Below are 21,117 nucleotides of genomic sequence, written 5' to 3'. Positions count from 1 at the left end.
GACCGGCCGACGGAGGGCCTCGACCCGAGCCCCCGGAGGAGAGATGAGCGACAGCGAGCGCGCGCCGCGCGCCGCCTGGATGGTCTACGGCGCGGCGGTGGTCGCGTACTTCGTGGCGATCGTCAACCGGACGGCGCTGGGCGTCGCCGGCGTGGAGGCGCTCGACCGGTTCGCGGTCCAGGCGACCGGGCTCGCGGTGCTGTCGGTCGCGCAGGTCGCGGCGTACGCGCTGCTGCAGATCCCGGCCGGGCGGCTGCTCGACCGCTACGGCGCGCGGGTGGTGATGACCGCCGGGCTGATCGTGATGGCGGCGGGGCAGACCATGCTCGCGTTCACGCACGAGATCGGGCTCGCGATCGTCGCGCGCGTGCTCATCGGCGCGGGCGACGCGCCCATCTTCATCGGCGCGACGCGCCTGATCTCGCTGTGGTTCCCTCCGCGGCGCGCGCCCATGCTGGTGCAGGTCACCGGCCTGATCGGGCAGGCGGGCCAGCTCGCGACGGCCATCCCGGTGGCCGCGCTGCTGCACGCCGCCGGCTGGTCGACCACGTTCGCCGTGATCGCCGCCATGAGCGTCGCGGTGGGCATCGCCGCCGGGCTGGGGCTGCGCAACCCGCCCGCCGAGGGCGCGGTGGTCGCGCCCGAGGGCATGTGGAGCGCGGTGCGCGGCACCGCGACCACGGCGGGCGCACGGCTGGGGTTCTGGGCGCACTTCGTCACGCTGTTCCCGGTGAACACGCTCGCGCTGCTGTGGGGCGTGCCCTTCTTCGTCACCGCGCAGGAGAAGACCCCCGCGCAGGCGAGCCTCCTGCTCACATGCCTCACGCTGTCCGCGATGGCGGGCGGCCCGGTGATCGGCTGGCTGACCGGGCGGCACCCGCTGCGGCGGTCCTGGCTGGTGCTGGGGTCCGCCATGCTGACGTTCGTCGCGTTCGCCACGTTGCTGTCCTTCGACACGCCGCGGCCCATGTGGCAGCTGGTGCTGTTCGCGCTCGCGGTGGGCCTGGGCGGACCCGCGTCCGCGGTGGGCTTCGACTTCGCGCGCACGTTCTCGGAGCGGCACCGGATGGGCACCGCGAGCGGGTTCGTCAACGTCGGCGGCTTCGGCGCGACCATCCTGTCCGTCCTGGTGGTCGGGCTGGTGCTCCAGCTGACGTCGCCGCCCGGCGCGACCACGTACACGCTCGACGAGTACCGCCTCGCCTTCGGCGTCCTGGTGATCCCGTGGGCCGTGGGCGTGGCCGGCGTGATCGCGTCACGGCGGCGCACGCGCACCGTGCTCGCCGAGGGCGGCGTGGTGGTGCCGCCGCTGCGCGAGGCCCTGCGCCGCAAGCGCTGACCCGCAACCCTCTCGCCCCGAGCACCCCTCCACACGCCAGCGCCGCTGGAAGCGCAGATCCGGTCATGTGCCCGTTCACATCCGTGAATCCGGTGGAGGAACGCCTTTTCTGTGTGGAGGGGTGCACGCGCGGGGGGCCTGGGTCCGAGGTCCGCCGCGCCCGCCCCCGCCGCCACGTACCGTGAACCGACCCTGGGAGGACCGTGACCGCGCAGCCGAGCCCCGCCCGCGCCCCCGCGCGAGCCCCGCGCGGCGCGTGGCTCATGCTCGTGTCGGGGATGGCGCTGTACTTCGTGGCGATCGTCAACCGGACCGCGCTGGGCGTCGCCGGCGTGGACGCGCTGGACCGGTTCGGCATCCAGGCGGGCTGGCTGTCGATCCTCGCGATCGCCCAGGTCGCGACCTACGCCGCCCTCCAGCTGCCCGCGGGAGCCCTGCTCGACCGGTGGGGCGCGCGCCGGCTCATGATCGGCGGCGCGCTGCTCATGACGGTCGGCACGGTGCTGCTCGGCGTCACCACCAGCCTCCCGGTCGCGATCCTCGCGCGCGTGCTCATCGGCGCCGGCGACGCGCCCATCTTCATCTCCGCGTGCCGGCTGATCCCGCTGTGGTTCCCCGCGCGCCGCGTGCCGGTCCTGGTGCAGGTCACCGGGCTGGTGGGCCAGGCGGGCCAGCTCGCGACGTCCATCCCGGTCGCGTGGCTGCTGCGCGACCTCGGTTGGAGCGCCACCTTCGGCGTCCTCGCCGCCGCGACGCTCGCGACCGCCGCGCTCGCGGCCCGGGGGATCCGCACCCCGCCCGGCCCGCCGGGAACCGCCACGGCCGCCGCGAACCCGGCCCGTGCATCGTCCCTCCGCGCCTCCATCCGCCTGGCCGCCCGCCCGGCGGGCACGCGCCTGGGCTTCTGGACCCACTTCCTGTCGCTGTGCTCGGCGAACACGGTGGCGCTGCTGTGGGGCGTCCCGTTCTTCGTCACCACGCAGGGGCTCACGCTCGCCGAGGCGAGCGCGCTGCTCATGGTCATCACGCTCACCAAGATGGCCGCCGGACCGCTCGCGGGCGCGTTCACCGCGCGCCATCCGCTGCGGCGCAGCTGGCTGGTGCTCGGCTCCGCGGTCGCGACGGCGGTCGCCTGGGTCGCGATCCTGGTGCCCGACACCCCGCGCCCGGTGTGGGAGCTGGGGATCCTCATGGCGGTGATCGGCGCGGGCGGCCCGGTGTCGCTCGTCGCGCTCGACTACGCGCGCACGTTCGGCCCCGAGGAGGCGATGGGCACCGCGACCGGGTTCGTCAACGTGGGCGGCTTCGTGTCGACCATCCTCGGGATCGTGCTGGTGGGCGTCACCCTGCAGGCGGTGTCCCCGGAGGGCGCGACGGCCTACACCCTCGACGAGTATCGGATCGCCTTCGCCACCCTCCTCATCCCGTGGGCCATCGGGATCGCGGGGGTGCTGCGGAACCGGCGCCTCGCTCGCGCCGACATGGCCGCCGCCGGCGTGCTGGTCCCGCCCCTGCGCGACGTCCTCAGGCGCTACCGCTGACACCGGATGTCGTCCGTTCACACGCGTTCTGCGAGCCGGTTTGACGCGGGGGCCACGGTGGTCCCACAATCCTGCCAACAGTGCGTGTCGGCTGCACAAGTCGGCGCGCACTGTCTCTTTGTCCGGCGCCGTTCGCGCAGGGGGACGATGCGGGGGCCGGGGGCCCCTGGACGGGCGGCGTGGTGTCTCGGGGGCCCGTGACCGAACCGTTACCGTAGGACGGTGGTCGACTACATCGGGCGCGCGCTCGTCGCGGACGCCTTGCGCGAGTGGAGGGAGCAGCTCCAGGAGCTGGCGACCGTGTCGCCGCTGCGGGACCTGTCGCTGAGCGAGACCACCACGGTGGACCTGCGTGGCTCGCACCCCGGCGGGCTCGCCCCGCTGTTCGCCGGCCGCGCCACCTCGTTGGGCAACCTCATCCGCGACCCCGAGCAGTACGCGCAGGCGCTGCACCGCGTGCGCCTCATCCGCGAGAGCGCCGACCGCGTCAAGGCCGCGACCGGCGTGTGGACCGCCGCCATGGTGATCGGCACCGTCGCGTGGCAGGAGGACGGCCGCCGCCGCGAGATGCCGCTGGTGATGCGCCCCGTGCACTTCGAGCCCGCGCGTCAGGGCGACGTGCTGCTCACCATGCTCGACCAGGTGGCCGTCAACCCCGTGTTCCAGACCGAGGCCCGCGACCGCGGTGTGGTCGAGGGTCTCGCGGCCGTCGCGCCGCACGCCGGTTCGGGCGTCGAGTTCGACCCGCGGCCGCTGTGGGAGCACGTGCGCTCGCTGGGCGACGCGTTCCCGGGCGTCGAGGTGGTCGACCGCCTGTTCGTGGGCGCGTTTGACGACCCGGAGCAGCGCTTGCTCGACGACCTCGACGACATGGACGCCGTGATCGGCGCGTCCGACATGCTCGCCGCCACCGCGGGCGACTCCGATGCGCAGGCGCTGCTCGCGCAGCCCCTGCCCGCGTTCCCCGTGGGCGACCGCGACCCGTTCGCGGAGCGCGGCGTGGGCGACCTCGACGACGCCCAGTTCGCGGCGCTCGATCTCATCGCCACCGGCCGGTCGGTGTTCCTCCAGGCGCCTCCCGGCTCCGACCCCGTGGGGACGGTCGCGGCGATCTTGGCCGACGCCGCCGCGTCCGGCCGCGCCGTCATGGCGGTGGGCGGCACCGAGCACGCGGTCCGCGCCGTCGCGAAGCGGCTCGACCGCGTGGGGGTGTCCGACGCGTACGTCTCCGGCGCTCAGGGCTCGTGGAACGAGACCGCCCGCCGCCGCCTCCTCACCTCCATGACCATGGGCGTCGAGGACGTCGACGACGACTCGCTGCGTCAGGCCGGCGAGTCCCTGCTCACCGCCCGCCACGAGCTCGAGGTGCGCTTCGACGCCCTCCACCGGGCGCATCGTCCCTGGGACGTGAGCGCCTACGACGCGGTGCAGGCGGTGGTCCGCCTCATCTCGACGCGGCCGGCTCCCCAGACCCAGCTGCGGCTGGGCGCGGAGGCCGCCTCCCTGGTGTCCGAGCACGGCTTCGCGTCCGTCGCGCACGCGATGGTCGAGCGGCTGCGGCCCGAGGCGGACGCGGACGAGCAGCCCCAGCCCGAGCCCGAGCCCGTCGCCGTCACGCTGGTGCCCTGGTGGTCCACCGTGACCTCGGACGCCGAGGAGGGCGCGCGCCTGGACGAGGCGCTCGCGACCCTGGTGGTGCGGCACCTACCCAAGATGCGGGCCGAGGCGCAGATCGCGGCGCACGAGACCGGCATGGACGAGGCCCCGACCATGGTCGCGTGGGCGGATCAGGTGACCCTGTTCACCGACCTGCGCGCGACCCTCGAGATCTTCTCCCCGGCGGTGTTCCACCGCTCGCTGCACGACCTGGTGGCCGCGACCGCGCCCCCCGGGACCCCTCAGGCGGGCACGCTCGCCCGCCGTGACCGCCGCGCCCTGCGCCGCCGCGCGGTCGAGCTGCTGCGTCCCGGCCGCACCAAGGACGAGCTCCACGAGAACCTGGTGGCCGCGCACGCGCAGGCGCTGCGGTGGCGCGCGCACTGCTCCGCCGGCGGCTGGCCGCTGGTGCCCGACGACTTCGACCTCTACGCGGACCGCGTCGAGAACGTCATCCGCCTGTGGGGCCGCCTCGAGGCGCCCATCGCTCAGGTCACCGGCGAGGACGAGCTGCTGGACCAGCCGTGGGAGCACGTCCGCGACGTGCTCGAGCGGCTCGCCGAGGGTGTGCCCGGCACACTCGACCACGAGGAGGCGCTCCCCGTGGAGCGCGACCTCGAGGCCGCGGGGCTGGGGCCGCTGCTCGACGAGCTGCGCGAGCGGGACGCGTCGCAGGAGCAGGTGCGCCGCGACCTCGAGTTCGCGTGGTGGGCGTCCGCGTTCGACGCGATCGTGTCCGCGGACCCGCGCCTCACCGACGAGGGCGCCATGGGCCGCGTGGTCGAGCAGTTCCTGGTGCGCGACCGCGAGTTCTCCGAGGCCCGCGTCGGGCCGCTCATGCGTGCGGTCGCCGAGCGACGCCGCATCGCGATCGCCCGCCACCCCGATTTCGCTCGCGACCTGTTCGCCACGCTGGTCGAGGGCGCGGACGCGCCGTACCGCGAGCTGTGGCGCGACTACGCCCCCCTGGTGACGGCGCTGCGCCCCATCACGCTCGCGACCGCCGAGCAGGTCTCGCGCCTTGCGCCGCCCGCGCGCTGCGTCGACGTGGCGGTGGTGTTCGGCGCCGAGTCGCTCGCGCTCGCGGAGACCGTGCCCACGCTCGCCCGGGCACGCCAGGTGGTGGTGGTCGGCGACGCCGCGTCCGCGACCCGCAGTGCCGTGTCCGTGTTCGCGCGCCTGCTGCCGCACATGCCGCTGCACGCGCTTCCGCAGCCGCGCGACCCCCGCGTCACCGGCGTGCTCGGCACGCTGGCGTACGGCCGCTCGCTCGGCTCGCTCCCGTCCGCGGGGGTGCCGCACGCGCTCGAGGTGACGGTCCTCGAGGCGACCGGCTCTCCCGCCGTGGGCGCCGACGCCGTCGAGTCCACGCACGCCGAGGTCGCCGCCGTGATCGACCACGCCGACCGCCTGGTCCACTCGATGCCGCGCCGCTCGCTGGCGCTGGTCGCCGGCAACGAGCTGCATGCCGCGCGCCTGCGCGACACGCTCGAGGAGCGCGGCGCGCGCCTCGCGGAGTCCGTCGAGGTGGTGACGCTCGGCAACGCCGCCGGCCTCGACGTCGACCAGGTGATCCTCACCCCCGGCTTCGCGCGCGACGCCGAGGGCAACCTGCCGGCCCGCCTGGGCGCGCTGTCCGAGGAGTGGGGCGCGCAGGCGCTCGCCCAGGCGGTGGTCGCGAGTCACGAGACCCTCACCCTCGTGACCGCGCTCGGGGCCGAGGATCTGGCCGCGATCGCCGAGGGCGCGGAGCTCGACGGCGTCGACGGGCTGCGCGAGCTGGTGCTCGCCGCAGACGGCGATCCCGTGCCCGCCGAGCGCGCCGAGCCCGCGCCGGGCGACTGGCTGCTCGCGGACATCGCCTCCCGCCTGCGTGCCGAGGGCTACGCCGTGCACGTCCGCTACGGCACCGGCGCGGACGCGATCCCCCTGGTGGTGGGCGGACGCCACGACCGCGGCTACCGCGTCGCGGTGGTCACCGACGAGGCCGCCCGGGGCGGCAGCGCGAGCGTGCGCGACCGCATGCGCCACCAGTACGCGGGCCTCGAGGCGCTCGGCTGGACGGTCGTGTCGCTGTGGACGCTCGACGTGTTCATGGATCCCGAGACCGCCGTCGCGGCGATCGTCGACGCCGTCGAGCGGGACAAGGCCCCGCTGGTGTGGGAGCAGCCCACGCTCGACCTGGGTGTGGAGACCTCGGAGATCCGCGTGCCCGCCGAGGAGGTGTTCGACCTCGACGCGGTCGGCGAGGTCACCGGCGCGATACCGGCGCTGCGCGCCGAGGAGCCCGCGGAACCGGAGCCCGAGCCGGCGCCCGAGTTCGAGGAGGCGCCCGACGTCACGCTCGGCATCTCCGTCATGCTCGCGGAGCAGATCCTCGCCGACAAGGTCTCGACGCGCGCGCTTCAGCAGGTGCAGGCCGAGCTCGACCTCGACGGCGGCGCCGATGACGACGTGGACGAGGATGAGGACATGACCGACGAGAACCCCGAGGCCGAGCCCGAGCAGCCCGCCGAGCCCGAGGCCGAGGAGGCCTCCGAGGAGGACCCGGCCGACGCATCGTCCCTTCCCTCGCCGCCGCCCATCCGGCCGGCGTCGCGAGGCTCAGGCCGCCCGCTCATCCCGACGCGGGCGAGCGAGGACCTGGACGAGGGCTGGGGCGGTTCGCACGGCTCCAGCCGCGACGACGAGATCAAGCGGGAGCGTCCGCCGCACTGGTGAGCGGGCGCTCGCGGGGGTCAGGAGGCGCTGGACGCCTTCGACTCCGAGCGGGAGTCGGTGCGGTAGAAGCCCGAGCCCTTGAAGGTGACGCCCACGGAGCCGAAGCGCTTGCGCACGGGTGCGGTGCACTCGGGGCACTCGGTGAGGGCGGCGTCGTGGATGGACTGCACCGCATCGAACGCGTGGTCGCACGCGGTGCACGCGTAGGAGTACGTAGGCATGCCGCACATTCTACGCGGGCAGCGGGAGTGCCCCCTCGGGCGTGATGACCATGTCCACGCCCAGGTCGTGGCGCTCGCGGGGGAGCGGGTGCTGCGAGGCGTCGTGGACCTCGTTGGCGAAGGTCAGCGCGACCACCGGCGAGCTGGGGCGCGCCTCCATGAGGGCGCGGTCGTACCAGCCGCCGCCCTGGCCCAGGCGCGTGCCGGTGGTGTCGACGGCGAGCGCGGGCACCACGATGACGTCGGCCTCCGCGAGTGTCGCCGAGCCCAGGAAGTCGCCGCTGGGCTCCGGCGGGCGGCCGGGGGCCCGCTCGATCAGGTCCTCGATGCCGCGGTAGACGCCCCAGCCGCGCTGCAGGCCGTCGCCCAGCAACGGCACCAGCACCTTGATGCCGCGCCGGTGCAGCGCCTCGATGAGGGGGCCGGTGCCGGGCTCGTGCGGGCGGGAGGCGTAGACGGAGACGCAGCGCGCCTCCTGGATCGACGGGAGCGAGAGCACGTGGTCGCGAAGGGCGGCGGCCGCCTCGTGGCGCCGCCGTTCGCTCCGCTGGAGCCTCTCGCGTCGGATGCTCGCCCTCAGGTGCGCCTTCGCCTCGTCCGGTTCGAGGGCGCGAAGAGAGCTGTCGGACATCGGCGTCATGGGCTCCATTGTGCCAAAGTTCGGTAAATCTTTGTTCCACCCTCGGGCATGTCTTTAGGCTCTGCACATGTGTCGATCAGGAGGCCGCCCGTGCTGACCCGCACCCTCGAGGAGCACCGGACCGCGGTCACCCGCGCGCTGGCCCCCATCCCGCCGCTCACGGTGCTGGTCGGGGACGCCGCCGGCGCCACGCTCGTCGAGCCCCTGGTCGCGGCCGCCCCGCTGCCCGCCCACGACGTCGCGGCCTTCGACGGCTACGCCCTGCGCGTCGCGGACCTGTCCGCGGCGGGCACCCTCCCCGTCGCGCACGACGTCTCCTTCGCGGACCGCGGACCGCGCCACCACCTCGCCGGCACCGCGGCGCGCGTCGCCTCCGGCATGCCGGTGCCCACGGGGGCCGATGCGGTGGTCCCGCTCGCCTCGACCGACGGGGGCGTCGCGCGGGTGGCCGTGCACGCGCCGGTCGCGCCCGGTTCCGGGATCCGGCGCGCGGGCGCCGACGCCGAGGCGGGGCGCAGCCTGGTGCCCGCCGGCCGTCGCCTGGGCGGACGTGAGCTCGCGCTCGCGGCGTCGCTCGGGCACCCGCGCCTCACCGTGCGCCCGGTGCCCCGCGTGGTGGTGCTCGCCACCGGCGGCGAGCTGGTCGACCCGGGCGCCGGCCGCGCCGGCGTGCCCGAGGCGACCGGCCACCTCATCGCGGTCGCGGCGCGCAACGCGGGCGCGCACGCGTTCCGCGTGGGCCCCGTCCCCGACGACCGCCCCACGCTCCGCACCGCCATCGAGGACCAGCTGGTGCGCGCCGACCTGCTGATCGTGACCGGCGGCCTCAGCGACGGCGGGCAGGACACCGTGGTGTCCGTGCTGTCCGACCTGGGCGCGGTGGACGATGTGGCGCTCACCTTCACGCCCGGCCCTCACCACGCCTTCGCGATGCTGGGCGAGGAGGGTGCGCGGCAGGTGCCCACCATCGCGCTGCCCGGCTCGCCCGTCGCGGCCGCGCTCGCGTTCGAGGCCTACGTCCGCCCGGCCCTGCGCCAGATGTGCGGCTTCACCGAGGTGATCCGTCCCGGCGTCCGCGCCCACCTGTCCCGCGGCTGGCAGTCGCCCGCCGGCGTCACGCAGGCGGTGCCGGTGCGGCTGGGCCTCGACGCCGCGGGCGCCGTGACGGCCACGCCGGCGTGCGAGCCCGGCGACGTCACGCTCGCCTCGCTGGGCGACGCGGACGGCATCGCGTGGGTGGACGCCGCGACCACGGAGGTGCGTTCCGGCCAGGTGCTGCGCTGCACCGTCTGGGACGACTGATGCCGCGACCGCTGGTGCTGGCCGCCGATGGCGTGCGCCTGCGCCCGCTGGTCCCGCGCGACGAGGACGAGTGGATGAACCTGCGCGCCGCCAACCGCGACTGGCTCAAGCCGTGGGAGGCGACCGTCCCGCCCGAGGCGCGCGCGACGGACATGACGTTCCGGGCGTTCGTGCGCCAGGAGCGTCGCCAGCGGCGCGACCTCGAGGCGCTGCCGCTCGCTATCGAGGTGGACGGCGCGCTCGTGGGGCGCGTGGTGATCGCCGGGATCCAGTGGGGCGCGCAGCGGTCCGGCTCGCTGGGCTACTGGATCGCGCGCGACCGGGCCGGACAGGGCCTGGTGACCCGCGCATCGTCCCTGCTCACCACCCATGCCTTCGACCTGGGCCTCCACCGCGTCGAGATCGCCATCCGGCCGGAGAACGCCGCGTCGCGCCGGGTCGCGGAGAAGCTCGGGTTCACGGAGGAGGGGGTGCGGCGCTCGTACCTCTACATCGACGGCGGGTGGCGGGACCACGTGATCTTCGCCCGGACTCAAGATGAGCCTCGTATCGGACGATATTGGGGTGTGGGCGGCTGACACGCCGCGAGTCCTCCCGGGCTCGGGGTGGCGGCGGCCTTAACGTCGTGCCATGTTTCCCGCTGGATTGCTCGCGATCATCGCCCTCGGCATGGTGCTCGCCTACGTGATCCCCCAGCGGATCAAGGAGCGGGCGGACTACGCGCTGGTCCGGACCGAGGACCGGTACTCCGCGGAGATGCGAGTGGTGAAGACCACCGCCTCGCGGGTCGCCCGTCCCGTGGACCGTGCCTCCACCGACTCCGGCGAGGTTCCCCTGCTGGCGACCGGCGCGGCCCGCGCCTCGATCGCCCGCCTGGGCGCGGACGCGATGTCCCGTCCCGCCGGCCCGATCGACAAGGCCGCGACGGCCGCGCAGCGCCAGCTGATCGCGCTGCGCAGCGACCGTGCGGTGGCGCTCGCCGAGCGTCGGGCACGGGCGCGTCGCCGTGCGCGCGTGGCGCTCGGCGTGACCCTGCTCGCCGGCGCGGCGTGGGTGCTGGTGGCGTTCGGCCTGGTGCACGCCGTGGTGGGTGCGGTCGCGACCGCGCTTCTCGCGGGCGTGCTGGTCCAGGGTGCGCGTGCCGCGGCAGCCCAGCGCCGCGTGGACGCGCGGCTCGCGCTGGTGGCCCGCGAGGTGGGCGCCGCGGCGACCGCGACGCAGGCGCTGCGCAAGGTCACGGCTGAGCGCGCGGCCGGCCGCGAGTCGCAGCCGTCCGACGTCGAGACGCAGGCCATCAAGGTGGTCACCTCCGCCGACCTCGCGCCGCTCGCGGCGCCCGCGCCGATCTTCGCGCCCGTCGCGCAGGCGCCCGCGTCGCCCGTGCAGCGCGTGGACGCGGCGCCTGCTGCGGCGCCCGTCGAGGAGTCCGCCGCGTGGAGCCCGCGCGAGATGCCGGCTCCCAGCTACACGCTCAAGGCCGAGGTCCGGCCCGGGCAGGCGCGACTGCTCGAGACGCAGGACATCGCGGCGGCGTCCTACCGTGCGCAGCCGTCCGCGGCTCCGAGCGCCGCCGAGGCGGCGCCCGCCGCCCCGGCCACGGGGTCGCTCGACGCGATCCTCGCCCGCCGCCGCGGGGCATAGCGCGAGGCTCAGGGCGGGGCGCCTCGGGCGTCGCCGGCGTCACCGCGGGCATCCGCGCGGGCTCGACGGGTATCCGTGGAGATTCCTTGCCATGGCAAGGAATCTCCACTAGTCCCCTTTCGCCCCGCGCAGCCCTGTCGGAAGGGACGATGCGGTGGCCCGGTCGCGCTCGCACGCCCGGGCCACCCTCGCGTCGCCTACGTCCTCGCGCCGCCTACGCCCTCGCGCGCACCTTCCGGCGCGCACCCGCCGCGCCGGCGCCCGCACCCGCGTACCCCGGCACCATCGCGAACAGCCGGTCGAACACGTTGACGCGGTCGAACTGCATGGCGTGCTCGCGGGCGCGGCCCTGCCACCACTCGCGGTCGGCCTCGTCGAGCCCGGCCGCGCACACGTTGAGCGCCACGGTGAGCGCGGAGGGATCGCCCGAGGGCACCACCACGGCGGCGTCGCCCACCGCCTCGAGGATGCCGCCGGTGTCGCACGTGATGACGGGCCCGCCGCCGGCGAGCATCTTCTCCACCAGCGCGATCCCGAAGGTCTCGGTGAACTCGGGGGCCGGCTTCGACGGCAGCGCGTAAGCGGTGCACGCGGTCATGAGGTGCGGCTTCTCGTCATCGCCCACGTCCTGGAGGAACACGATCCGGTCGCGCGCCGCGGTCCGTGACGCGACCTCCTGGAAGTACGGCAGGTCCGGCCCGCGCCCCGCGATCACCAGGGTCTGGTGCTCGCACGCCTCCGAGGCCGCGAAGCCGCGGATGAGGTCGTCGACGCCCTTGGCCTTCTGCAGCCGCGACAGGTAGAGCACGTACTCGCCGCGCCGCAGGCCACGTGACGCCAGCACCTTGTCCGTCTCCGCGGGGTCGAGCCCCAGGTAGGCGGACGTGTCGATCGCCGGGTAGGAGATGGTCACGCGCTCCTCGCACTGCGCCGCGAAGGCCGTGCCGTACATCGCGTCGAGCTCCGCCGCCGAGGCCACGATCACGTCCTTGGTGTACTGCGACACGGCCACGCACACGTCCTGCGACAGGTAGGTGGACAGCACCGCGGCGGCGGCGCCGAACTCGCCGTGGTCCACCGCGGAGCGGACCACGTCCGTGATGTCGGAGCCCACCGCCTCGGCGATGGTCGTGACGTTCACCGGCAGCCCCGTCGACTGCGCGATCCGTAGCGCGTCCGCGACCGCGGTGGTGTGCGGGTGGAGGTACAGCGACATGGCCACGGTGGGGGTGCCGTCCGTGAACAGCTCGACCAGGCGCCCGACCATGCCCGCGAGGTAGCGGCCATCGGGGATCTTGTATCCGCCCACCGGGCCGGGCCGCTCCACCGTGATCCCGGGGGAGTACGGCAGCACCGTGTCGAGCGGCTTGAGCGGCAGGCCGGTCTCCTCGAGACGGTCGAGCGGCCACGTGACGATCCGCACGTCGTCGAAGCCGCGCGTCAGCGCGACCTCGGCAAGGTTGCGTGCCTCGCCCGAATGCCCGCAGATCACCGGATCCGCCCGGACGACGATCACCAGACGGCGCTGCTGCTTCGTGAGGTTCGTGGGGGTCATGATGCCTCCTTCGCGGGGATTGCCCAGGGCCGGGGGGTGGAGGGGGGACGGTGGGTCCGTCCCCAGTCGCTCGGCGTGTCGCCGAGGATGAAGCGGAGCTCGCCTCCGCGGTGCAGGTCGGATCCGGAGATCCACGAGCCGGTGACGGGTTCTCCGTCGAAGGTCACCGACTGGACGTGCTGCACGGGCCCGCCGGGGATCGGCTCGACGAAGCCCTCTGCGACGATGGTGAGGTCCCCGCGCGCCACGCGCAAGCGCGCTGTGGAGAATGCCGGCGGGTGGAGCAGGAACAGGTTCTGTCCCGCGACCGGGAACAGGCCCAGGCACGCCCACACGTACCAGGAGGAAAGCCCTCCCGAGTCGTCGTTGCCCGGCAGGCCGCCGCGGCCGGGCCCGAACATCTGGTGGACGATGCCGTGGACCACCTCCGCGGTCCGGTCGGGCCTCCCCGCGTAGTGGTAGGCCCAGGGGGACTCCATGTCCGGCTCGTTGTTGAGGCCCTCGAAGCGGCCCAGCGCGTAGCCCGCCGCCATCTCGGCGGCGCCCGGGCGCTCGCCCGGCTGCTTCACCGGCTCCGCGCCGAAGCCGAAGAACCGGTCGAGAAGCCGCACGAACGCATCGTCCCCGCCCGCCAGCTCGATCCTGGCCGCCATGTCGTGCATGAGCCGGAACGAGTAGTTGTAGCGGGTGCCCTCGTAGTAGGTGGAGGAGTGGAGCAGGCCGGTCTCGGGGTCGAAGGCGTTGCGCCAGCGGTCCGCGAGCGGCGCGTACTCGTCGCAGATGGCGCGGTCGCCCAGCAGTGCCGCGACCTGCGCGGTGCACCAGTAGCCGAACGCGATGTCGAGGGTGTGGCTGAGCGGCTCGGCGTAGCCCTGGAGCAGGAACTCCTCGCCGTAGGTGCGGCGCAGGTCGGTCTGCATGTGGACCAGCGCCCAGTCCCAATCGATGCCGGGGATGCCCAGCTGCGCGAGGTCCGCGAGCAGCGTGTGGACCAGGGCGCTGCCCTGGCGGGAGAAGCGGTCGGAGCCGCGTGCCATGCGGTAGCCGATGGGCAGGTTGCCCTCCTGCTCGCAGATGCTGAGCAGCGCGTTCGCGAGCTCGGCGGCGCGGTGGGGCAGCAATGCCGTGAGCAACGGCAGCTGCGTTCGGTAGATGTCCCACATGGTCGCGATGTCAAAGACGAACGGGCCCTTCTGCTGCCAGAACGGGCTCTCGTCGGCCGCGAAGCACGGCTTGATGAGTGAGTGGTAGAGCGCGGTGGCGAACACCTCGCGGCGCTCGTCGCTCTCGGTCTCCACGGTGATCGCGTCGAGCAGCCCTCGCCAGGTCTCGCGCGTGCCGGCCCGGCGGGACTCGAACGTGCCCAGCTCGCCCAGGTCCCGGTGGAGGTTCTTGCGCGCCTGCTCGACGCCGCGCAGCGAGAACCCGATCCGCAGCTCGACCGCCTGGCCCTCCTCCGCCGGGCCCGCCCACATGAGCCCGAAGGAGCGCAGCGTGGTGGGCCGGATCGAGTCGAGGTCCAGGCGCTGGCCTGCGGGCATGAGGCGGTGGTCGTACCAGAGCATCTGCCGCCAGGACTCGGCGTCGCACTCCATGTAGACGGCCAGCGGCACGCCCTCGACCACGATCTCGCCCTGCGCGATGCCGGGCTCGACGGACTCGAGGCTCGCGCGCAGCGGGATGGTCGCGCCGTAGGGGATGGTGAGTCCGCCCATCGACATGTCGACCACCACGCGCGCGTTCGGGTGCGCGGGGAAGCGGTAGCGGTGGATCACGCTCTTGGGGCCGGCGACCAGCTGCGCCTCGATGCCGTTGTCGAGCGTCGCGGAGTACATGCCGGGCTCGGCGTGCTCGTCGACCAGGTCCCAGGTCTTCCCCAGCTCGTCGAGGCGCTCGATCATCGGGGTCACGCGGAAGTAGTTGTAGTACTTGCGGATCGCGCCGGTGCCGGACTGCTGGAAGTGCGTGAAGCCCGAGGTGAGGGCGCGGTCGTGGATGCGGGTGGGGACGCCCTCGGTGGAGAGGTCGTACAGCCCATAGCCGGTCGGGTAGGCGCCCGAGTAGGCGCACGCGGACACCATGCCGAGCGGGTAGCAGGCGCCCGGGTGGGTGTTGCCGACCTGCGGCTTGGGCCACCACCAGGTCGCGGCCAGGCCGGAGGGTGCCGGGAGCGAGGTGGCCTCGGTCCCGATGAACGGATCGACGTCGTCGTACACGGCGGCACCTCCTTCCCGAAGCCTGCTCCTGACGAGCGGGGGCCGCACCTCGGCGTGCGGCCTTGGAGCGACGGTAGGCGGCGCGAATGTCGGCGTTATTGCGCGATTGTGACGAACTCTTTAACTTTCCAACGCCGTCGGGAGGGGACGATGCGGGGGAAGGGGCCCCGCGCATCGTCCCCGGGGGTGTTCTGCCGGGCCCCGGGAAGGTGCTAACCTATTCGAGCACTTGGGGCTGTGGCGCAGTTGGTAGCGCGTCTCGTTCGCAATGAGAAGGTCAGGGGTTCGATTCCCCTCAGCTCCACCAGTGAGAGAAGGGCCCGCCGGAAGGCGGGCCCTTCTTCATGTCCGGGCGGCGTCGCCGCGGACCCCTCGACCGAATGCATGCACCTGGCTAAAATGCTGTCATCGATGCGGGAGGTGCATGATGGCGGTGCTGACGGTTCGAGGCGTGCCTGACGAGGTTCACCGGGCCTTGCGGGCCCGGGCGGCCGAGCACGGCCGCAGCGCGGAGGCCGAGGTGAGGGCGATCCTCGCCGCGGCGCTCGTCCCGCCCCACCGGCTCCTGCTCGGCGACGCGCTCGTGGCGCTGGGCCGCGACCTCGAGCTCTCCGATGCCGACGTGGACGCGCTCGAGGCAGGCGGCGATCGCGCTCCCGCGGAACCGCTGGCGATGCCGTGATCGTGCTCGACACCAACGTCGTGTCGGAGGCGATGCGGCCCGCTCCAGACCCTGCCGTCATCAGTTGGCTCAATGCTCAGGCGGCGGACACCCTGTACCTCTCCAGCGTGACGCTCGCCGAGCTGCTGTTCGGCATCGGAGCGCTGCCGGACGGCGCCCGCAAGGACAGGCTCGCCGCGATGCTCGACCGGCTGCTGGGCCTGTTCCCCTCGCGGATCCTGCCGTTCAACGAGGACGCCGCACGCCGCTATGCCCACATGGCTGTGAGCGCGCGTGCGGCCGGGCGACCGCTTCCGACCGTGGACGGCTACCTCGCCGCGACCGCGGCGGCACATGGATGCGCCGTCGCCACCCGCAACGTCAAGGACTTCGCGGACACAGGCTTGTCGCTCATCGACCCCTGGAGCGACTGACGCCCGTCCGCCGTGCGACGATTCCCGCATGCGACGCGACGTGACCGCCTCCCTCACCCTCGACGCGACGGGCCCGGCCCGCATGGTGCTCGCCATCGCCGTCGCTGACGGCCGCGCCGCCGAGGAGACCCTCACCGTGACCCAGGACGGCACGCCGCTCGCGCCTGTCGAGATCGCGGACCAGCACGGCACGCGTCTCCACTCGGTGGACGTCACCGGCGGGCGCATCGAGGTGCGCTACTCGGCGCGGGTGGACGGGCGCGGCGAGGCGGCCGTCGTCGACGAGATCGACCCCATCCGCTACCTGCGCCCGAGCCGCTACTGCGAGTCGGACACGCTGGCCGCGGTGGCCACGGCCGAGTTCGGCGGCCTCGAGGGGGTCGCGCTCCTCGACGCCGTCTCGAGCTGGGTCGGCACCCGGCTCGTGTACGACGGCTGGTCGACGGACCCCACGGACGGCGCCGTCGCCACGCTGCTGTCCCGCCGCGGCGTGTGCCGTGACTTCGCCCACCTGGTGGTCGCCCTGCTGCGCGCACGCGACATGCCGGCGAGGGTGGTCGCGGTCTACGCGCCAGGGCTCGAGCCGATGGACTTCCACGCCGTCGCGGAGGCGCTCGTCGACGGTCGGTGGCTCGCGGTCGATGCGACCACCCTCGCGCCCCGGTCCACGCTCGTGCGGATCGCGACCGGCCGCGACGCCGCCGACACTGCCTTCCTCACCACGATCGGGGAGCCCGTCGAGCTGGTCGAGATGCGTGTCTCCGCGACCGCCGATGCGCTCCCTGACGACGACGTGAGGGAGCCCGTCGCCCTCGGCTGACGGGACGATGCGGCGGCCGCGTTCCCGTGTCGGCCGCGCTGGGTAGGCTCTCCCCACCATGAGCGAGCAGCGCGCGCGGCGCCCCTGGGAGGGCATCACCCTCACCGAGGACTTCGAGCGCGCCCTGGAGATCCTCCACGGCGGCGGCCACCTGTTCCTCACCGGTCGCGCGGGGACGGGAAAGTCCACCCTCATCAGGCATTTCCTCGCCACCACGGGCCGCACGGCGGTCACCGTCGCTCCCACGGGCATCGCGGCGCTCAACGTCGACGGCTACACCATCCATCGCCTGTTCTCCTTCCCCATGGGCGTGAACGAGGACATGGTGCGCGGGGCCGGCTACTACCCGGGCCGCTTCGCGAGCACACTGGCCGGCCTCGACACGCTCATCGTCGACGAGGCGTCGATGGTGCGCGCCGACCTCTTCGACGCGTTGGTCGCCGCGCTCGAGCGGTTCGGTCCCCAGCCCGGCGAGCCCTTCGGCGGCGTGCAGCTGGTGCTCGTGGGCGACCTCCACCAGCTCCCGCCCGTGGTGCGCGACGACGAGGTCGACTTCTTCGACGAGCGCTACGGCACCCCCTACTTCTTCTCGGCACGCCGCTTCGACCGCGACCACTTCGCGGTGGTCGAGCTCTCCACGGTCTTCCGCCAGCTGGGCGACACCCAGCTGGTCGACATCCTCAACGCGGTGCGCGACGGCGCCCTGCTCGAGAGCGCGCGGGCGGCCCTCAACGCGCGCACCCACCCCGGCTTCGAGCCTCCTCACGACGAGTTCTGGCTCACGCTCGCCACCACCAACCGGATAGTCCGCGCCCGCAACCGGCGCGAGCTCGAGCGGCTCCCGAGCCCGATCCTCACCTACGACGCGCGGGTCTCCGGCGACACCGACGGCTTCGAGATGCCGGCCGAGGCCAGCCTCGACGTCGCCGTCGGGGCGCAGGTGATGCTGCTCAACAACGACCCCGCCGACCACTGGGTGAACGGGACGCTCGGCCGGGTGCTCATGCTGCGACGGGACCAGGACGGCCCGGTCGCGACCGTGGCGCTTCGCGATGGCCGGCAGGTCGACGTCCGCCCCTACACCTGGGACATCACCCGTCCCGTGATGGAGGGCGGAAGCCTGCATCGGCAGGTGGTCGGCTCCTTCACGCAGCTGCCCATGAAGCTCGCGTGGGCCATCACCATCCACAAGGCCCAGGGCCAGACGCTCGACCGAGTGGTGGTGGACCTCACCGGCGGCACGTTCGCGAACGGCCAGCTCTACGTCGCGCTCAGCCGCTGCACGTCGCTCGAGGGCCTGGTGCTGCGCCGGGACGTGCTGCCGCGCGACCTCAAGTCGGACGGCCGGATCCGCCGGTTCCTGGCCGCCGCCCGCACGGATCGGGGGGACGATGCGCCGGTCGGGCATGTCTACCTCAGCGCCCTGACCGTGGGCACCGTGGGGGACAGGTACCGGCCGCGTCCCGTCGAGATCGCCGTGGTGACCGACGAGGGCGACGAGGCGACCACCGTGGTCAACCCCACCAGCGACCTCTACGCGGCGCAGACGGAGTTCGGGCTCACCACGCGCGACGTGCAGCTCGCGCCCGTGCTCGCCGAGGCGTGGGCGTGCCTGTCGCCCCTGCTCGCCGGCCGGATCCCGGTGGGCACGGGCATCGACCGCACGCTCGGGTGGATCGACTTCGAGCTCAAGCGCAACGGCGTGGTCGAGCCCATGGCGCTCGGCGCCGAGCTGCCCGCGCCCGCCTTCGACGCCGGCGAGCGCGTCGCTCTCTCCGCACCCACGGCGCTCGAGCGGGCACGCGCGCTGCGCGACGCCGGCGAGCGCTGGATCGCACGGCGAGGGGACGATGCGCTGGCCGGGGGCACGCCCTTCGCCTCCTGGCCGCGGGGCCGGGGCTTCCTCCAGGCGAGGATCGCGACGGGCGGCGCGGAGGTCTTCGTGGTGGGCGGGAACCTGTCCGCGGACGACGACCCGAGCGCCGTGCTCGCCGAACTGCTGGTCGGGGCGTGGGACCGGGTGATCGACAAGGACGCGGCGGCGCTGGCGCGCGTGCGCGCCGCCGAGCAGCACTTCGGCGTCGACGTGCTCCCGGTCGACCTCGTGATCGAGGGGCCGGTCGAGGCCTCCGCCGTGCTCGTGCCGGGCGCGCGGGTGTGCTTCACCGGCACGGTGGTGGCTCCCGGCCGGGGTGTGATGGAGCGCGAGCGCATGATGGCGCTCGCCGAGGACGTCGGGCTGATCCCGGTCCCGAGCGTCACCAAGACGCGCACGGACGTCCTGGTGGTCGCCGAGCGCGGCACGCAGTCGGGCAAGGCACGCAAGGCGCTCGAGTGGGGCAAGCCGGTGATCGCGGCCGAGGACTTCCTCGCGTGGGTGGACGCGCGCGGCGCTACCCCAGGGGCTTGAGCCGCAGCGCGGACCAGGCATGCTTGAGCCATCCATCGGACAAGGAGCACAGGCATGGCACAGCGCACGGCGGTCGTCACGGGAGCGAGCAGCGGGATCGGCGCGGCCAGCGCGCGGGCCCTCGCGGCGGACGGCTGGAACGTGGTCATCGGCGCGCGTCGCACGGACCGCATCGAGGCCCTCGCGGCGGAGGTCGGCGGGACGGCGATCCCGCTCGACGTCACGGACCAGGAGTCCGTCGACGCCTTCTGCTCCCGGGTCGAGACCTGCGACCTGCTGCTCAACAACGCCGGCGGCGCGTTCGGAACCGCGTCCATCGCGGAGGCGGACGTCGACCAGTGGCAGGCCATGTACGACGTCAACGTGCTCGGCACCCTCCGGGTGACCAAGGCGCTGCTGCCGAAGCTCGTCGCGTCCGGCGACGGCCAGGTCATCACCATCGGCTCGATCGCCGCGCGCGAGCCCTACAAGGGCGGCGGCGGGTACAACGCCGCCAAGCACGCGGTCGCGGCCCTCACCCGGGTGCTCCGGCTCGAGCTGCTCGGCCAGCCCGTGCGGGTGTCCGAGATCGACCCCGGCATGGTCGAGACCGAGTTCTCCCTGGTGCGCTTCGACGGCGACGCGGAGAAGGCCGCGAAGGTCTACGAGGGCGTCACGCCCATGACGGCGGAGGACATCGCGGAGGCGGTGCGCTGGGTGGCGTCACGTCCCCGGCACGTCAACATCGACCAGATCCTCATGCTGGCGACCGCGCAGACCTCGGCGCAGAGCGTGCACCGGGAGCTCTGAGCGGCCCGCCTCACAGCGACCTCCCAGGATCGACGGGTACGCTGAACGGGCACTCGCGCGCGAGGTCACGGTCGCATAAGGATGCGGCGGTACCGGGAACCCGTGCGGCTGCCCATCGGTTACCGGGTCGACCCCGCGTGCCGCGCCATGCCGCGCGCGTCGCGGACGACCCCCGTGAGGAGATCCATGAAGAAGAACGCGCTCACCGCCGTCGTGCTCGGCTCCATCGCCGTGCTCGGCCTCGCGGCGTGCAGTCCCGCGTCGGAGTCGGACGCGTCGCCGTCCGCCTCGGCGTCCGCCGCCACCGCGGTCGATCCCGCCGCGGACGCCGCGGCGCTGGAGTCCATCGAGTGGGCGGACAAGGACGGCGTCCCGGCGCTGACCTTCGACAGCCCGCTCGTGGTGACCGACGTCGCCACCCGCCACATCGCCGACGGCGACGGCGCGGAGATCGAGGACGGCCAGAACGTCACGCTCGACTACATCGTCTACTCGGGCGCCGACGCCTCGCAGCTGTACTCGACCTACGACGCGGGCACCCCCGAGGTCGTCACCATGACGGACGGCCAGGTGGTCGCGGATCTCTACGACGCGCTCGTCGGCCAGAACGTGGGCACCCAGATCCTGTACGCGTACCCCGACACCTCCTCCGAGGACGGCTCGGCGGTCATCATGGCCGTCACCGCGACCAGCGCGGTCACCCCGCTCGAGCGCGCCGAGGGCACCTCGGTCAAGCCCGAGGACGGCCTTCCGACCGTCACGCTCGACGCGGACGGCAAGCCGTCCGTCGACTTCTCCGACGCGGGCAAGAAGCCCTCGGAGATGGTGGTCCAGCCCCTCATCGAGGGCACGGGCGACACGGTCGAGGAGGGCGACCAGATCACGGTGCACTACACCGGCTGGCTGTGGAAGGGCGACCAGTTCGACTCGTCGTGGGACCGCGGCGCCTCGACCTCGTTCACCCTCTCCTCCGGCTCGCTGATCGACGGCTGGGTCGAGGGCCTCGTGGGTCAGACCGTCGGCAGCCAGGTGCTGCTGGTCATCCCGCCGGACCTCGGCTACGGCGACCAGGAGTCGGACACCATCCCGGCGAACTCGACGCTCGTGTTCGTGGTGGACATCCTCGCGGCGAGCTGACCCGCTCCCGCTCAGCACGAAGGCCCCGGCGCAA

16 protein-coding genes and 1 tRNA gene are annotated in these 21,117 nt (G+C 73.7%); 13 read left to right on the top strand and 4 right to left on the bottom strand.

Going from position 1 to position 21,117, the window contains the following annotated elements; genetic code table 11:
* The first annotated feature begins 43 nt into the window (after positions 1-43).
* From AOM05_RS09310 to AOM05_RS09300, 3 genes are all read left to right on the top strand, one after another.
* A complete protein-coding gene (locus tag AOM05_RS09310; protein WP_062521557.1) occupies positions 44-1,339 on the top strand; it encodes an MFS transporter in 1,296 nt (431 codons plus the stop codon).
* A 203-nt stretch (positions 1,340-1,542) separates the two neighbouring features.
* Positions 1,543-2,880, top strand: a complete 1,338-nt coding sequence (locus tag AOM05_RS09305; protein WP_062521556.1) for an MFS transporter — start codon at positions 1,543-1,545, stop codon at positions 2,878-2,880.
* A 222-nt stretch (positions 2,881-3,102) separates the two neighbouring features.
* A complete protein-coding gene (locus AOM05_RS09300) occupies positions 3,103-7,257 on the top strand; it encodes a PDDEXK-like endonuclease domain-containing protein (RefSeq protein WP_062521554.1) in 4,155 nt (1,384 codons plus the stop codon).
* 17 nt (positions 7,258-7,274) lie between these two features.
* Here the strand turns inward: AOM05_RS09300 and AOM05_RS09295 are convergent, their stop codons facing one another.
* On the bottom strand, positions 7,275-7,478 hold the full coding sequence (locus tag AOM05_RS09295; protein ID WP_082097414.1) for an FmdB family zinc ribbon protein: 204 nt from the start codon (positions 7,476-7,478) through the stop codon (positions 7,275-7,277).
* A gap of 10 nt (positions 7,479-7,488) precedes the next feature.
* Complete coding sequence (locus AOM05_RS09290; RefSeq protein WP_062521552.1) at positions 7,489-8,118, bottom strand: 5-formyltetrahydrofolate cyclo-ligase; 630 nt, start codon at positions 8,116-8,118, stop codon at positions 7,489-7,491.
* 90 nt (positions 8,119-8,208) lie between these two features.
* Here AOM05_RS09290 and AOM05_RS09285 point away from each other — a divergent pair, with 90 nt between their 5' ends.
* Genes AOM05_RS09285 through AOM05_RS09275 form a run of 3 tightly spaced genes read left to right on the top strand, consistent with a single transcriptional unit; the run spans position 8,209 to position 11,061 of the window.
* Positions 8,209-9,420 carry a molybdopterin molybdotransferase MoeA gene (locus AOM05_RS09285; protein WP_062521551.1) on the top strand — a complete coding sequence of 404 codons (1,212 nt, stop codon included), beginning with the start codon at positions 8,209-8,211 and terminating at the stop codon, positions 9,418-9,420.
* Positions 9,420-9,998, top strand: coding sequence for a GNAT family N-acetyltransferase (locus AOM05_RS09280; protein WP_228373248.1), 579 nt, complete (start codon positions 9,420-9,422; stop codon positions 9,996-9,998). The genes AOM05_RS09285 and AOM05_RS09280 overlap by 1 nt, the downstream gene beginning before the upstream one ends.
* A gap of 52 nt (positions 9,999-10,050) precedes the next feature.
* The gene (locus AOM05_RS09275; RefSeq protein WP_156165129.1) at positions 10,051-11,061 is read left to right on the top strand and encodes a hypothetical protein; all 1,011 of its coding nucleotides are present in this window, start codon (positions 10,051-10,053) and stop codon (positions 11,059-11,061) included.
* A 214-nt stretch (positions 11,062-11,275) separates the two neighbouring features.
* Here AOM05_RS09275 and AOM05_RS09270 read toward each other — a convergent pair whose 3' ends face one another.
* Both AOM05_RS09270 and AOM05_RS09265 read right to left on the bottom strand, forming a co-directional pair.
* Positions 11,276-12,616: a glycosyltransferase gene (locus AOM05_RS09270; RefSeq protein WP_082097412.1), complete on the bottom strand. Its 1,341-nt coding sequence runs from the start codon at positions 12,614-12,616 to the stop codon at positions 11,276-11,278.
* Positions 12,613-14,832, bottom strand: a complete 2,220-nt coding sequence (locus tag AOM05_RS09265) for a glycoside hydrolase domain-containing protein (protein WP_062521548.1) — start codon at positions 14,830-14,832, stop codon at positions 12,613-12,615. Before AOM05_RS09265 ends, AOM05_RS09270 begins: the two co-directional genes overlap by 4 nt.
* Before the next feature lie 231 nt (positions 14,833-15,063).
* Here AOM05_RS09265 and AOM05_RS09260 point away from each other — a divergent pair.
* The 7 genes from AOM05_RS09260 (at position 15,064) to AOM05_RS09230 (ending at position 21,083) form a co-directional block, all read left to right on the top strand.
* A tRNA-Ala gene (locus AOM05_RS09260) sits at positions 15,064-15,139 on the top strand.
* The gene (locus AOM05_RS14750) at positions 15,101-15,514 is read left to right on the top strand and encodes a FitA-like ribbon-helix-helix domain-containing protein (protein ID WP_439644562.1); all 414 of its coding nucleotides are present in this window, start codon (positions 15,101-15,103) and stop codon (positions 15,512-15,514) included. The genes AOM05_RS09260 and AOM05_RS14750 overlap by 39 nt, the downstream gene beginning before the upstream one ends.
* Positions 15,511-15,927, top strand: a complete 417-nt coding sequence (locus AOM05_RS09250) for a type II toxin-antitoxin system VapC family toxin (protein ID WP_062521546.1) — start codon at positions 15,511-15,513, stop codon at positions 15,925-15,927. The genes AOM05_RS14750 and AOM05_RS09250 overlap by 4 nt, the downstream gene beginning before the upstream one ends.
* 28 nt (positions 15,928-15,955) lie before the next feature.
* Positions 15,956-16,747, top strand: coding sequence for a transglutaminase-like domain-containing protein (locus AOM05_RS09245; protein WP_062521544.1), 792 nt, complete (start codon positions 15,956-15,958; stop codon positions 16,745-16,747).
* Positions 16,748-16,805: 58 nt separating this feature from the next.
* A complete protein-coding gene (locus AOM05_RS09240) occupies positions 16,806-19,157 on the top strand; it encodes an AAA family ATPase (RefSeq protein WP_062521541.1) in 2,352 nt (783 codons plus the stop codon).
* Between the two features lie 54 nt (positions 19,158-19,211).
* Positions 19,212-19,946, top strand: a complete 735-nt coding sequence (locus AOM05_RS09235; protein ID WP_062521539.1) for an SDR family NAD(P)-dependent oxidoreductase — start codon at positions 19,212-19,214, stop codon at positions 19,944-19,946.
* Between the two features lie 186 nt (positions 19,947-20,132).
* Positions 20,133-21,083 (top strand): FKBP-type peptidyl-prolyl cis-trans isomerase, encoded by a 951-nt coding sequence (locus tag AOM05_RS09230; protein WP_062521537.1) that lies wholly within the window; start codon positions 20,133-20,135, stop codon positions 21,081-21,083.
* The last annotated feature ends 34 nt before the right edge of the window (positions 21,084-21,117 follow it).

Source organism: Demequina silvatica (genome assembly GCF_000971215.1).
Lineage (GTDB): Bacteria > Actinomycetota > Actinomycetes > Actinomycetales > Demequinaceae > Demequina > Demequina silvatica.
The sequence above is the reverse complement of the archived record's forward strand: the minus strand, read 5'-3'. Positions and strand labels throughout refer to the sequence as shown.

What these genes read in the sequence shown, in the direction of transcription:
- AOM05_RS09310 (WP_062521557.1), top strand. Translation starts at nt 44, where the DNA reads ATGAGCGACAGCGAGCGCGCGCCGCGCGCCGCCTGGATGGTCTACGGC.
- AOM05_RS09295 (WP_082097414.1), bottom strand. Translation starts at nt 7,478, where the DNA reads ATGCCTACGTACTCCTACGCGTGCACCGCGTGCGACCACGCGTTCGAT.
- AOM05_RS09290 (WP_062521552.1), bottom strand. Translation starts at nt 8,118, where the DNA reads ATGACGCCGATGTCCGACAGCTCTCTTCGCGCCCTCGAACCGGACGAG.
- AOM05_RS09280 (WP_228373248.1), top strand. Translation starts at nt 9,420, where the DNA reads ATGCCGCGACCGCTGGTGCTGGCCGCCGATGGCGTGCGCCTGCGCCCG.
- AOM05_RS09275 (WP_156165129.1), top strand. Translation starts at nt 10,051, where the DNA reads ATGTTTCCCGCTGGATTGCTCGCGATCATCGCCCTCGGCATGGTGCTC.
- AOM05_RS09270 (WP_082097412.1), bottom strand. Translation starts at nt 12,616, where the DNA reads ATGACCCCCACGAACCTCACGAAGCAGCAGCGCCGTCTGGTGATCGTC.
- AOM05_RS14750 (WP_439644562.1), top strand. Translation starts at nt 15,101, where the DNA reads ATGAGAAGGTCAGGGGTTCGATTCCCCTCAGCTCCACCAGTGAGAGAA.
- AOM05_RS09245 (WP_062521544.1), top strand. Translation starts at nt 15,956, where the DNA reads ATGCGACGCGACGTGACCGCCTCCCTCACCCTCGACGCGACGGGCCCG.
- AOM05_RS09240 (WP_062521541.1), top strand. Translation starts at nt 16,806, where the DNA reads ATGAGCGAGCAGCGCGCGCGGCGCCCCTGGGAGGGCATCACCCTCACC.
- AOM05_RS09235 (WP_062521539.1), top strand. Translation starts at nt 19,212, where the DNA reads ATGGCACAGCGCACGGCGGTCGTCACGGGAGCGAGCAGCGGGATCGGC.
- AOM05_RS09230 (WP_062521537.1), top strand. Translation starts at nt 20,133, where the DNA reads ATGAAGAAGAACGCGCTCACCGCCGTCGTGCTCGGCTCCATCGCCGTG.